Genomic DNA, 13,600 nt, shown 5'->3' with positions numbered 1-13,600 from the left:
CCATTGATAAGAATAGCTATAAATTATTATCTTTTGAAAATAAATGATAATTACTATCATATTTTTAGTTAATTACTAGTTTAATTTAAATTAATTAACAAAATTTTAAATTTTTTTTATCTTTAATGATGAATAAAAACGCTATTTAAATAGATATTCATTGCACTTTCTTATGTGCAATATGCTACTATAGTGCTAATCTCAATCGGTCAATGTGATAGAATGTTATTACGTCTATATCAAATACTTATTTACCTTATTCAACCCATTATTTGGTTACGTTTATTATGGCGTAGTCGCAAGTCCCCCGCTTATCGTAAACGTTGGAGTGAACGATATGGTTTTTGTAATGGTAAGGTAATTCCCGGCGGAATATTGTTACATTCTGTTTCTGTAGGAGAAACATTAGCGGCTGTTCCGTTAGTTAGAGCATTACGCCATCATTATCCAACACTACCTATTACCGTTACTACTATGACCCCAACAGGCTCAGAACGTGTTTTATCAGCATTTGGTGATGATGTTCAACATGTATATTTACCTTATGATTTAGCAGGCTCTGTACGCCGTTTTCTTAATCACGCCGATCCTAAATTAACCATTATTATGGAAACAGAACTTTGGCCAAATCTTATTCTGCAATTAAAACAACGTAAAATTCCATTAATTATTGCTAACGCCCGTCTGTCTGAACGTTCAGCAGCACGTTATCAAAAATTGGGTTATTTTATCCAAGAGCTATTGCAAAAAATTACTTTAATCGCAGCACAAAACCAAGAAGATGGCGAACGTTTTATTAAACTGGGTTTAGCAAGAAAGAAATTATATGTTACAGGTAGTCTAAAGTTTGATATTTCTGTCACCCCTGAATTGGCTGTAAAAGCCATAACATTACGTCGACAATGGGCTCCACATCGTCCAGTTTGGATTGCTACCAGTACTCATGAAGGAGAAGAGTCAATTATTTTACAGGCTCATACTAAACTATTAAAACAATTTCCTGATTTATTACTGATTCTTGTTCCTCGCCACCCAGAACGCTTTGCAAAGGCTCAAGAGTTAACCCAAAAAGCTAAATTACGCTATATTTGCCGTAGTGAAAATCTCGTTCCCAATAGCAATACTCAAGTTATTATTGGCGATACGATGGGTGAACTTATGTTACTCTATGGTATTGCTGATCTCGCCTTCGTCGGCGGTAGTTTAGTCGAAAAGGGCGGGCATAATCCCTTAGAAGCAGCCGCACATGCCTTGCCGGTTTTAATGGGGCCTTATACTTATAATTTCAAAGATATTTGTACCAAACTAAAACAAGCTGATGGACTTATTACGGTTAATGATAGTAAATCCTTAATTCTTACTGTTTCCCATTTGCTTAAGGATGAAGATTATCGTCTATACCATGGCCGTCAAGCAGCAGAAGTATTACATGACAATCAAGGGGCATTGCAAAAATTACTAAAACTACTGGAACCTTACCTGCCACCAGTAACCCATTAAATACGAGTATTATTTAATATATTGAATATCGCTAAATTCCATAGCGAAATAGCGCTTATGATCATTAACTAAACAGTAATAACTAACAAATACTAAGTATTTTATTTTTTCTTCATTATAGTGTTACTGGTTTAATTCAAATAAATGGGATATTTACCCCACCAATTATATGACTGACGATAAAAAATAATATGCCTTTATTTAGCCCAAAATCAAAAATATTGCTTTACTTGTGGGTGTCGATTTATGCAATTTTATGGGTTTTTGGAAGTTATTGTTTAGATCCAACTGTACCTTACGATGCTGTTGAAGCGGTTAACTGGGGAATGAATGGCGAATGGGGTTCGCCAAAAAACCCTTGGTTTGTTGGTGTCATTATGTGGCCTGCCATCTATTTAAACCTCTCCTACAGTTTTTATTGGTATTTTATTCATTTTTTTGGTATCGCTATTGGTATGATAGGCGTATGGCAGTTGGCTTACCGCCTAAGCCACAAAATTGAATTAGCTTGGTTTGCATTATTGATACTCAATTTATCAGGCATCATTAATTTTGATATCATCCCTTATAATGATAACTATATTCTGGTCACGCTATGGCCCTGGGTGCTGCTCTTCTTCCTACGGGCTGTCTATGATCATCCAAAATGGTGGCTTGCCTTTGCACTCGTGTCTGGCTTAGCGACAATGGGTAAATATTCAACCTTGGCTCTGATTGGCACTGCTTTTTTATTAACCCTTTTCGTGCCTAAGGTGCGAAAAAGTTACCAACAGCCACTTTTTTATCTTGCAATTGCACTTTGGTTTGCTTTGATCTTACCTAATTTGTTTTGGTTAATAGAAAATGATTTTTCTGCTTTTAAATGGGTTGATTCACAGATCGAACAAGGCTTTAACCTTCATGTTGTTAGTTCCACATTATCAGTTTTCTATCCGTTAATTATTGCGTCCATTATTGTCTATCTATTAGGCGGTAAAATAAGCTGGCCCAAAGAGCAACCTAATCAATTAGTTAACTTTATTTTGTTACTTCCTTTAGGCGTAATTTTCGGTTGGTTTTTGTTTCATGATGGTGGGAGAATGACGGAATGGCTACAACCATTTATGATGATTGCGGCCCCATTGTTAATTGGTTCTATCTCCGTTCAACCGAAGAAATCATTACGAAAAACATTTTTTGGCTTGATTATTATTGGCGGCCTGATCTTTTTAGGTTACTGTCTGGTATTAAATTATAATATTCGTGGCGCTGGCCAGAAAATGATCGGCATTAAAGCACTCACAGCAGAAGGACAACAGCGCTGGCGGCAAAAATATGGCCAACCATTAAAATATGTTGGCGGCGAAGATAATCTTTATCAATGGTTTATTATCTATGCTTCTGATCGGCCGCACACTATCCAGCCTTGGGATACCAGTGAAGCACAGCCACCAAATGTTTATTATCGCGATATTACGGCAGAAACAATCAAAAAACATGGTGCTTTACTATTAGGGCGAAAAGGTAAAGATTGCAGCCAAGAAAATTTTACTCGGATGTCAAAACATTGGCCTCAATTTACTATTGAAAAAGAAGCCATTATTTACCAATCAGAACCAAGCGCTGATCCGCAATCAATGTGCCTAGGATTTATTGCACCAGAACAAAATAATCATTAAAAACCGTGTGGCAATGAAATAGAAAAATTTTCATTGTCACATCATTTTTATCAATACTAGTCTCAACCAAACAATTTTGTTTAAGCTAGCTTCAATTTAATCGATTAAGCTACCTTTGTTTAATTAAATCTCATCTTTCAAAAAATAATCGTTTTCACCATTTACTATCGATTTTTAATATTAATTGTTGATAGACTTCATTAGGTTCAATTGTTGCCATATTGCCATCAACTGAAATAATAGCTTGTTGTGCTTCACCATAACCGCCAATTAATCCCGGATCGGTCGGGCCATAGAGGGTAATATTCGCTTTGCTTAGTGCGGCAGTTAAATGGCTTAAACCTGTATCAACGGAGACTACCGCTTTGGCTGCGACAATTTGTTCAGCTAATTGGTTTAATGAAAGTTTGGGCAAAACTTCTACATGCTTAAAACCGGCAGCAAGCCTTAGAGCACGTTGATGCTCCAGAGCCGTTGCCCACGGTAATTTAACCGTTAATCCTTTCGCTTGTACAGCGGTGATCAATTGTCGCCAATGAGATTCCGGCCAATGCTTTTCGTCACGTGTGGTAGCATGGAAGAAAATAATGTAAGCAGCGTTTTCCTTTGCCAAAACCGGTGACGAAAAATAGGGTGCAATACCATAATCACCAGCAATAGTTGGTTTACTATAATGTAAACTCTCGGCAAATAATTGTCTGATACGTTCAACCGCGTGCAGTTGTTTATTGACACGATAGCAACAATCATAAAATAGACTTGCTAACGGCTCGCGAGCACTTTTCCAATCATAACCATGACTTACACCACGAGCTATGCGTGTGATCAAAAAGGCACTTTTCAACAATCCTTGTGCATCGATTATGGCATCGTACTTTTGCTGTTGTAATTCAGCACGGAAAACTGCTCTTTGCTGCCTGACAGATTTTGCCAACCAGTTTTTTCGCCAGCGACGAATAGCTACCGGAATGACTCGCTTAACGGCAGAATGCCAGTGTGGAATTTCGGTAAAATTTTCTTCAACAACCCAATCAAACTGGACATCAGGATAGTGTCTGACTGCATCAGTCAGTGCGGGTAAAGTATGTAATACATCACCCATCGACGAGGTTTTAACGATCAACACTTTCATTGTTACTGACTCTCCGCCAATAACTTAGTTAATGCGGTAAACACGCGTTCAGGTTTTATATCAATCAAACTTTGATGATAACCACTCTCTGCGCTCCCTTTCCTAACTTTATGATAGCCAGTTATTAAACGGATAATTTCTACCCGATTTGATAAAGGAGGCGTAAAATCAGGGCTACTTGGCCCATAAAGCGCCACCAGCGGTCGATTTAATGCTGCTGCAATATGCATTAAACCTGAATCATTACTAACTACCGCTCGGCAAGATGCCAATAGATTAACCGCCTGCTCAAGGGTTGTTTTACCGGCCAGATTAAAACAATGTTGCCGACAATCGACAGAAAGCGATTGTCGAATATCTTCACCGATACGACGATCTTTTTGTGAGCCAAAGATTAAAATTTGATAACCGTGAGCAACAAACAATAATTGCGCTAACTCAGCATAATGGTAAGCTGGCCAGCGTTTAGCTGGCCCAAATTCTGCACCTGGACAAAAGCCAATAATAGGTAATTGCTCTGGAATATGAAAAATGCGTTTACTCTGGCTAATTTCCGTTTCTGTCACGGAAAGTTGCGGCCATAAAATTGGTTTAGGGAGCTCATCGGCGTTGTTAACTGAATCTTTTTTATAAGCCAAAGCAACATAACGCTGAACCATTTGTGGAAAAGCGGCTTTATCCAATACGCGAATATCATTCAGCAACCAATAGCGCATCTCACCGCGCCATCCTGTCCGTATTGGTATTTGAGCAAAAAAGGGCACCAGCGCAGATTTAAAAGAGTTAGGTAAAATATAGGCTTGATCATAACGTTGAGTACGTAAATGAATACCAAGCTGACGACGTACACTAAGAGCTAAACGACCATGGCCCAAAGGCATCGATATGGCCTGGTTGACTTCAGGCATTTTATTTAATAGTGGCCGGCACAAATCAGGTGCCATAACATCAATTTCTGCCTCTGGGTGTAGGGTCTTCAAAGTACGATAAAGACTCTGCGACATCATCATATCACCCACCCATGAAGGGCCAACGACCAATATCTTCATGCTATTTCCATTTAATCATCGCAATTTAACCATTGCATGTAATTAGCAACCCCTTCCGCTACGGTTTTGAACGGTTTATCGTAACCTGCAGCACGTAATTTGCTGAGATCTGCTTCGGTAAATGCTTGATAGCAACCTTTTAATTTATCTGGAAAGGCAATATATTCCACTAAAAGATTTTTTTCTTGATGAAAAGCAATTACCGCATCGGCTACCGCCTGAAAAGAATCAGCCTTACCGGTACCACAGTTAAATATGCCGGAGATTTTATTTTGCCAACACCATAAATTAACCGCCGCTACATCACTTACATGAATAAAATCGCGTTTGAATTTCTCACTACCCGCAAAAAGTTTTGGCTTTTGCCCTTGATTAATCTGGCTATTTAAATGGAAAGCGACGCTTGCCATACTCCCCTTATGACCTTCACGTGGACCATAAACATTAAAATAGCGGAATCCACATACCTGTGAGGTGATTTGCGGTAAAACTTTGCGGACATATTGATCAAATAAAAACTTGGAATAGCCATATACATTCAAAGGCTTTTCATATTGCCGCTCTTCAATAAAATGATCACTACGCCCACCATAAGTCGCCGCTGAAGAAGCATACAAAAACGCAATATCCCGTTCAATACAGTAATGAAGTAACTCTTTCGAATATTCATAGTTATTATTCATCATATACTGACCATTCCACTCAGTGGTTGATGAACAAGCACCTTCATGAAAAATCGCATCAACATTACCCAGATTATCACCAGCCATAATACTGGCAATAAAATCTTCTTTGTCGAGATAATCTGCAATATCTAAATCGACTAAATTGACAAATTTAGCCCCATTTTTAAGATTATCGACCACCAGAATGTCACTACGTCCTATATCATTCAGTGCTTTAACAATATTGCTGCCAATAAAACCAGCACCACCCGTGACTATGATCATTGGATTTACCTCTATTCAATCGAGATCATTGTTGCTTATATTGATCTGATAATAACATTTATCCGGCGTTAACCACAGTAACTCATAGGATTTATCCAAATAGGATAAATAACCAGAGCTAACAAAACGGTTAAAATCCTCAATAAGTTTCTCAATTAGCTATTATATTAAAATAAATCACCGCAGAACGAGTCATAGAAGTTTTATTTATCAAAGATATAGAGAAAAGTATTATGACGCGTCTTTTCACACTAACAAAGTCATATATCATTGTTGTCAGCTATTATTTTATTGAGATAATGAAATATTTTTACTAAACAGCGGTTTCCTCTGTTCAGTAAATAATTTTTTTAAGTCAGGATCATGATAAATAGCATCCACAATATATATCATTAAATCAATACCTGATAATGCTTTTGTTACTGGTGATATTTTGCAGTAACCGATGACGGCTTTCTGTAATTCCACAGGTTGCGCTGGAACTTTCTCCTGATCTTGTCCAACCGTTTGAATAGTTAATTTATCTTTTATCGTATTGTTAAGTAGTTTACCAACCGCCACGAGCTCAATATCGCTAGGTAACTCAAATAATGTTTGTTGTAATACTTGAATGGTAGCAGGATAAGGATGGCCAATAACAATACTACTACCCTGTTTACGGGCTAATGAAATAGCATGGGCAAACTGTTTACGAATTTGTGTTTCTGTTTTTAGATGATCTAAAAAAACATTGCGACGCATGGTTGGCAGCGCAAAAATTTTAGCTGCTTCATTGACCTTAGTGTTTGCTGTCGTCACACTATCGAGAAAATAGAGATCGTAATGCGAGAGCACTTGCATAACATTTTTCATAGCCACTAAATTAGCCATCATCGCACTACCCATATGATTATTCATACCTTTAGCATATGGTACTTGCTTAATGGCAGCGACAATCTTCTGCTCTATTTCATTGGCACTCATTTGCGGCGTTAAGGTATTTTTTTCAAGAGGTTGCTGGCTAATCGGTTTCATGGGCATATGGATTAAAATCTCTCGCCCTTGTTGATTGGCTTTTTCGGCCATTTCTCTGCCATAAGGAGAGTCTGGTAAAATGGCTATAGAAATTGCCACCGGCAAAGCTAATATCTGATTATCTTCCTTTTTACGATAACCAATATCATCAATCACAATGGCCAATTTTCCAGCATTGACTTGTCCACTGACAAGTAACATTAGCGCCATGATGATCAAAACAATCCGTTTTAGCACGGTTATCTCCCTAACCAAGGCTGTGGATTAACGGTTTTACCTTGACGGCGGATCTCAAAATAAAGCGAGGAGCGCTGCTGTCCACCACTGCTACCCACTAACGCAACAGGCTGACCTGACCGAACCTGTTGACCCACATTCACCAATGCACTCTGGTTATAACCATATAAACTCATATCTCCCTGACCATGATCAATAACCACTACCAAACCATAGCCTTGTAGCCAGTCAGCAAGTAAAACACGGCCGGCAGAAATGGCTTTAACCTCTGTTCCTTCAGCGGCATTGATCACCATCCCTTTCCAGCGTAATTCATCGGAGATACTGTCACCATAGTGATGCAGGATCTGGCCGTGAACTGGCCATAGAGCCTGACCAACAGGACGGCCTAAACCTCCAGTACGTGCCATCAAAGCCCGTTCATCTTCGGTTGGACGATAAGTGGTTCCTTTTTGCTGCGCCTGCCGTTGTTTTGCTAGAATACGCGCAGCCTCTTTCGCTTCCCTTTCCGCCCTAACTTTTGCGTCTCGCTCAGCCTTGGCAATTTTACTACGCAATAGTGTTTCATTACGTTTCATCACCGCCAAACTTTTTTGATCCGCTTTTAGCGTCGATTCCAACGATAACAGGGTTTTCTTTCTAGCATCCTGTGCCGAATCGAGCGTTTTCTTTTCTTGATCTTGTTTGGCTAAGTTTTTTTTCTGTGCCAATTGCTTTTGCTGTTTCTGTTGTTTCTGCTCAGCGAGTAAGGTCGTTGTTTGCTGCAATTTAATAATCGTTTGCTCTCTGGCTTCATTTAAGTAGCTATAATAGGCTAAAATACGCTCTTCTCGTTGCCCTTGTTCACCTTTAAACAACAATTCAATCCCTTTTTGCTGGCCTAATCGAAACGCAGCATCGAGCTGCTTAGCTAACAATAATTCATGCATCTGTTTTTGCTGTTGTAAACGGCTAATATTTTCATTTAATTGCGTCAGTTCTTTTGCTAACTGCGAAAGTTTTTTACGTGTTTCATGTAATGCACGTCCAGCGGCAGCGATACTTTTTTCCTGACTTTTCAATTGATCGAGTAAATGGTTTCTCTCAGCTTGCTGCTGTTTAACACTTCTCTCTTTTTCTGCAATATTTGATAACAGATCTTTCAGTTTTACTTTATTGTCACTGATGGGATTGGCAAGGGTAATTGATGGCCAGATAAAAAATAGCGAGACAAAAAGTAATGGCTTAACCACTACTCTCTTTAGTAGAGCCAAAAGGATTAGGATTAAACCATATCGGCTGGTATTGTTCATCTTAGTTCAGCATCCTGAAACAATATCACTTAAAATTATTGACAATTACCATAATTAGTAAACATTTCTGCTTCTTTTAGGATAATACTGAAAAAACTTAATTTCTTCATTTATACAACAAATCACAAAATAACTATAGGTTATTATTAATATTGCTTTCATTCAGCTACTTTTTAAGTGATATCAATTAACTGATATCGCGAGCAAATACCACCGATATAAACTTTATTTGCAAAAAAACTCTGGTCATTTATGCAAATTGGCTGTAATTGCGCAGCGACAAAGGTATACTTTGCAAACTAGAGCTATCTATTATTAACTACGGGAGTAATTACCCCACATGATGCAAGAAATCATGCAATTTATTAGCCGACATCCAATACTCAGTCTGGCCTGGATCGCTTTGTTGATCGCTGTGATTATTTTAACCTTTAAGGGTTTGTTCGCCAAAACAAAAAACATCACCCGTGCCCAAGCGATACAACTCATTAATAAAGAAGAAGCGATCACTATTGATTTACGATCCCGTGACGATTTTCGTAAAGGACACATTATTGATTCAATTAACCTGACTCCATCAGAAATTAAAGACAATAATATCGGAGAATTGGAAAAACATAAGCAAAAACCCATTATTGTTGTCTCAGCAAATGGCATGGAAGCATTTAAACCTGCTGAACAACTGGTGCAATATGGTTTTGAACGTGTCTTTATTCTAAAAGAGGGAATTACAGGCTGGTCTAGCGAAAATTTACCTCTGGCTCGCGGTAAAAAGTAATTCAACGGACACATCAGAAATTATGTTTATACAATTCAATATCATATGGACATTTAAAAGGTAATTAACATTATGTCAGAAAAAAGTCATGAAGAGATGGTATTTCAAATCCAGCGAATTTACACCAAAGATATCTCATTTGAAACACCAAGTGCCCCTAGTATTTTTCAGCAAGAGTGGCAACCGGAAGTCAAATTAGATTTAGACACCTCGTCTAGTGAATTGGCCGAGCAAGTTTATGAAGTTATCTTACGCGTCACCGTTACTGCCACCGTCGCTGATGAAACCGCTTTCCTTTGCGAAGTGCAACAAGCTGGCATATTTTCTATTGATGGTATCGAACAAAGCCAGATGGCTCATTGTTTAGGCGCTTACTGTCCAAATATTTTATTTCCCTATGCGCGCGAATGTATTACCAATTTAGTTAGCCGTGGAACTTTTCCTCAACTAAACTTAGCACCTGTTAATTTTGATGCCTTGTTTATGAACTATCTACAACAACAGCATACCGCCCAAACTGAAAATTCGGCAAAACATCAGGAAGCTTAATGAACACTGTTTCGATGACAGTTATCGGTGCCGGCTCTTATGGCACCGCATTAGCCATTACACTTGCCCGTAATGGCCACCGCGTTTTACTTTGGGGACATGATCCTCAGCATATTAAAAAATTACAACAAGACCGCTGCAACCACGCATTTTTACCTGACGTTCCATTCCCAGACAATTTGTTACCTGAAGCTTGCTTGAAGACAGCAATAACCTCAAGTAGCAATATATTGATCGTCATCCCAAGCCATGTTTTTAATCAAGTTTTGCAAAATATCCAACCTTACTTGACGCCACAATCACGCATTATTTGGGCAACAAAAGGGTTAGAACATGGTACTGGACGCCTGTTACAAGACGTTGCCCGCGAAATACTAGGTGACAAAATTCCACTCGCTGTCCTTTCCGGCCCAACCTTCGCCAAAGAATTAGCTGCCGGCTTACCGACAGCCATTGCGGTAGCCGCCTCTAATGCGCGATTTAGTGAAGAGCTACAGCAACTTTTCCATTGTGGTAAAAGTTTTCGCGTCTATAAAAATCCAGATATGATCGGTGTTCAGTTAGGTGGGGCGGTCAAAAACGTCATCGCGATTGGTGCAGGTATGTCCGATGGTATGGGATTTGGTGCCAATGCTCGCACAGCTTTGATCACCCGAGGATTAGCCGAAATTAGCCGTTTAGGCGTCGCTATGGGTGCCCAACCCTCAACATTTATGGGAATGGCTGGTTTAGGAGACCTGGTTTTGACATGTACCGACAATCAATCGCGTAATCGCCGCTTTGGCATGCTACTCGGCCAAGGTATACAGACTGAAGAGGCAGAAAAACAGATTGGTCAGGTAGTTGAAGGTTACTTAAATACCAAAGAAGTCTATGCATTAGCGCAACGTGTTGGCGTAGAAATGCCAATTACCGAGCAGATCTATCAAGTTCTATACGGCAATAAAAATGTACTTGAAGCGGCAAATACATTACTTAGCCGCGCAACTAAAGATGAGATTAATGATACAGATGCTTTTTAATTATTAAAATATCAGAGTGTGAATATGTCACGACAGGAACTTGAAGAAATTTGGATAGCAATTAAACAAGAAGGTAAAACTTTTGCCAATTGTGAGCCAATATTAGCCAGTTTTTTTCATGCAACACTGCTTAAACATGACAATCTTGGTGATTCACTTAGCTATATTTTGGCCAATAAATTAGCTACTCCGATTATGCCAGCGATTGCCGTTCGAGAGATCATACAAGATGCCTATAAAAACGATAAACAAATGATCGCTTATGCAGCGCGTGATCTCAAAGCCATCGTACAACGTGATCCGGCCGTCGACAAATATTCAATCCCTTTATTATATTTAAAAGGTTTTCATGCTTTACAGGCTTATCGCATTGGCCATTGGTTATGGAAAGTAGACCGTAAGACATTAGCAATATATCTGCAAAGCCAAATATCAGTCTCTTTTGCTGTTGATATTCATCCTGCTGCTCGTATTGGTTACGGTATTATGCTTGATCACGCAACCGGTATCGTTATCGGTGAAACAGCGGTAGTGGAAAATGACGTATCAATATTACAATCGGTCACTCTCGGTGGAACTGGCAAAACAGAAGGGGATCGGCATCCTAAAGTTCGTGAAGGGGTGATGATCGGGGCAGGAGCAAAAATTTTAGGCAATATAGAAATTGGCAAGGGCGCCAAAATCGGCGCGAGTTCGGTAGTGCTTCATGCTGTGCCGCCGCACACTACCGTAGCGGGAGTACCGGCGCGTAAAGTTGGAACCCCGAACAGCAAAAAACCTTCGCTGGATATGGATCAAAACTTTAGCAATTCAATCCATGGTTTTGGTGAGGGTATCTAACCATCTCCAACCGGTGAACAATAAAGCTACTCACGCAACAACGCACCTGAGTAATCCAACTGGCGCCATGCTTCAAATACCACCACCGCAACGGAATTGGACAAATTCATACTGCGACTATCCGCTAACATTGGGATACGGATCTTTTGACTAGTTGGCAGTGCATCAAGAACATAAGTAGGTAAACCTCGCGTCTCCGGTCCGAACATTAGATAATCCCCCGACTGGTATGTCACACTACTATGGCTCGGCGTTCCTTTGGTTGTTAAAGCAAATAAGCGGTTACCAGATAGTGTCTGACAATGCTCTTGAGACAAGCCTACACAGGTTAGAAAAGCAAAATAATCATGATGGTGCTGAATATTAGCAAACTCATGATAATCTAATCCAGCACGACGCAGACGTTTGTCGTCCCAGGTAAAACCTAACGGTTCAATTAAATGTAACTGACACCCGGTATTAGCACACAGACGAATAATATTGCCAGTATTTGGTGGAATTTCAGGTTCAAATAAAACGATGTTTAACATACAGCCCTCAACAATAAGCGCTGTATTCTAACATAGTCATCGCCACTGTTAAGTTTTTCAATTGCGTTTAACTAAGCAAAAAGTTTTTTATTAATCTTTAAACTCAAACTGAACCGTATTTTCTATCCCTTTTGCCAAGGTTATCGGCGCTTCAAATCCCGTTTCAGCGATAGTATTAGATTTGAATTGAGTGCGCGCACAGAATTTCTTCACCCGAATACTACTAACCGGAAAATTTTTACCCGTTATTTTAGCGAGCAGATCAAAACAATAACCTGCCAAAAGACCCAGCGCATATGGAATACAAAGATTAGATTTCTGTTTGTGTAATGCCAGACAAATAATTTCTGTTAACTGATTCATGGTGAAATCAGGTTTATCAACATAATTAAAAATATGACGACCCGCTGTTAATTTAGTAACAAAATATAAAAAGGCAGCCACATTTTCCACATACGCCATCGATTTCCGATTATTACCTGAACCAATCATCAAAAAACGCCCGGCAGCAATTTGTCTAAATAGATTATAAACATTACCACGATTACCCTCACCGAAAACCACTGTCGGCCGAATAGTCACTAATGTCCGTTGGCTATCTTTCGCTTGCCAGCTATCATAGACACGCTCCGCCGCCAACTTCGATTTACCATAATCATTAAATGGCTGAAATTTACCATCTTCGCCGGTTTCTTGTTCAACAAAACCATACACAGCCACCGAAGAAGTAAAAATAATCTGTTTAATATTTAATTGTTCAGCAACCTGACAAACATTTTTCGCCCCTTCCACATTCACGTCATAATAGAGGCTAATAGGATGAACATTATCTTGATGCTGCGCCGCTAGATTAATAATAATGGAAGCGTCTTTTAATGGCTCCAATAGGGTTTCTGCTTTAGTCACATCACCAAATACCCATTTATCTGGATGCGCTTGGCTTTTATTAATATCAATAATTTTGAAATCAATGTGCTGTGATGATAATTGATTGGCAAGACGGGTACCGATAAACCCGGAACCACCGAAGATTGTTAGCATGATATACT

The 13,600-nt window shown here is 39.2% G+C and carries 13 protein-coding genes; 6 read left to right on the top strand and 7 right to left on the bottom strand.

Annotation, left to right across the window (positions count from 1 at the left end; genetic code table 11):
* Positions 1-222 precede the first annotated feature (222 nt).
* Together waaA and LDL57_RS00520 are read left to right on the top strand one after the other, a co-directional pair.
* Positions 223-1,500 (top strand): lipid IV(A) 3-deoxy-D-manno-octulosonic acid transferase, encoded by a 1,278-nt coding sequence (waaA, locus tag LDL57_RS00525; protein ID WP_180559172.1) that lies wholly within the window; start codon positions 223-225, stop codon positions 1,498-1,500.
* 191 nt (positions 1,501-1,691) lie between these two features.
* Positions 1,692-3,158: an ArnT family glycosyltransferase gene (locus LDL57_RS00520; RefSeq protein ID WP_180559171.1), complete on the top strand. Its 1,467-nt coding sequence runs from the start codon at positions 1,692-1,694 to the stop codon at positions 3,156-3,158.
* A gap of 154 nt (positions 3,159-3,312) precedes the next feature.
* Here LDL57_RS00520 and rfaC read toward each other — a convergent pair whose 3' ends face one another.
* The 5 genes from rfaC to envC all read right to left on the bottom strand — a co-directional run bounded on the left by rfaC (position 3,313) and on the right by envC (position 8,832).
* Positions 3,313-4,290: a lipopolysaccharide heptosyltransferase RfaC gene (rfaC, locus tag LDL57_RS00515; protein WP_180559170.1), complete on the bottom strand. Its 978-nt coding sequence runs from the start codon at positions 4,288-4,290 to the stop codon at positions 3,313-3,315.
* Positions 4,291-4,292: 2 nt separating this feature from the next.
* On the bottom strand, positions 4,293-5,339 hold the full coding sequence (rfaF, locus tag LDL57_RS00510) for an ADP-heptose--LPS heptosyltransferase RfaF (protein WP_225506755.1): 1,047 nt from the start codon (positions 5,337-5,339) through the stop codon (positions 4,293-4,295).
* Between the two features lie 11 nt (positions 5,340-5,350).
* A complete protein-coding gene (gene rfaD / locus LDL57_RS00505; protein ID WP_180559168.1) occupies positions 5,351-6,289 on the bottom strand; it encodes an ADP-glyceromanno-heptose 6-epimerase in 939 nt (312 codons plus the stop codon).
* Between the two features lie 288 nt (positions 6,290-6,577).
* Complete coding sequence (locus tag LDL57_RS00500; RefSeq protein ID WP_225506753.1) at positions 6,578-7,540, bottom strand: divergent polysaccharide deacetylase family protein; 963 nt, start codon at positions 7,538-7,540, stop codon at positions 6,578-6,580.
* Between the two features lie 2 nt (positions 7,541-7,542).
* On the bottom strand, positions 7,543-8,832 hold the full coding sequence (gene envC, locus LDL57_RS00495; protein ID WP_180559167.1) for a murein hydrolase activator EnvC: 1,290 nt from the start codon (positions 8,830-8,832) through the stop codon (positions 7,543-7,545).
* Between the two features lie 340 nt (positions 8,833-9,172).
* On the opposite strand from envC, the gene LDL57_RS00490 reads away from it, so the two are divergent.
* From LDL57_RS00490 to cysE, 4 genes are all read left to right on the top strand, one after another.
* Positions 9,173-9,610, top strand: coding sequence for a rhodanese-like domain-containing protein (locus LDL57_RS00490; RefSeq protein WP_180559166.1), 438 nt, complete (start codon positions 9,173-9,175; stop codon positions 9,608-9,610).
* A gap of 72 nt (positions 9,611-9,682) precedes the next feature.
* Positions 9,683-10,159, top strand: a complete 477-nt coding sequence (gene secB, locus LDL57_RS00485) for a protein-export chaperone SecB (protein ID WP_180559165.1) — start codon at positions 9,683-9,685, stop codon at positions 10,157-10,159.
* Positions 10,159-11,181, top strand: coding sequence for an NAD(P)H-dependent glycerol-3-phosphate dehydrogenase (gene gpsA / locus LDL57_RS00480; protein WP_180559164.1), 1,023 nt, complete (start codon positions 10,159-10,161; stop codon positions 11,179-11,181). The genes secB and gpsA overlap by 1 nt, the downstream gene beginning before the upstream one ends.
* 24 nt (positions 11,182-11,205) lie before the next feature.
* Positions 11,206-12,021 carry a serine O-acetyltransferase gene (gene cysE, locus LDL57_RS00475; protein ID WP_180559163.1) on the top strand — a complete coding sequence of 272 codons (816 nt, stop codon included), beginning with the start codon at positions 11,206-11,208 and terminating at the stop codon, positions 12,019-12,021.
* A gap of 26 nt (positions 12,022-12,047) precedes the next feature.
* Here the strand turns inward: cysE and trmL are convergent, their stop codons facing one another.
* Together trmL and LDL57_RS00465 are read right to left on the bottom strand one after the other, a co-directional pair.
* Positions 12,048-12,551, bottom strand: coding sequence for a tRNA (uridine(34)/cytosine(34)/5-carboxymethylaminomethyluridine(34)-2'-O)-methyltransferase TrmL (gene trmL, locus LDL57_RS00470; RefSeq protein ID WP_180559162.1), 504 nt, complete (start codon positions 12,549-12,551; stop codon positions 12,048-12,050).
* Positions 12,552-12,641: 90 nt separating this feature from the next.
* Positions 12,642-13,592, bottom strand: a complete 951-nt coding sequence (locus tag LDL57_RS00465) for an NAD-dependent epimerase/dehydratase family protein (RefSeq protein ID WP_180559161.1) — start codon at positions 13,590-13,592, stop codon at positions 12,642-12,644.
* Positions 13,593-13,600 lie beyond the last annotated feature (8 nt).

Origin of the sequence: Arsenophonus apicola, assembly GCF_020268605.1 — a bacterium.
GTDB classification, from domain to species: Bacteria; Pseudomonadota; Gammaproteobacteria; order Enterobacterales; family Enterobacteriaceae; genus Arsenophonus; species Arsenophonus apicola.
Note: the sequence above shows the minus strand (reverse complement) of the source record. Positions and strands in the feature narration are given on the sequence as shown.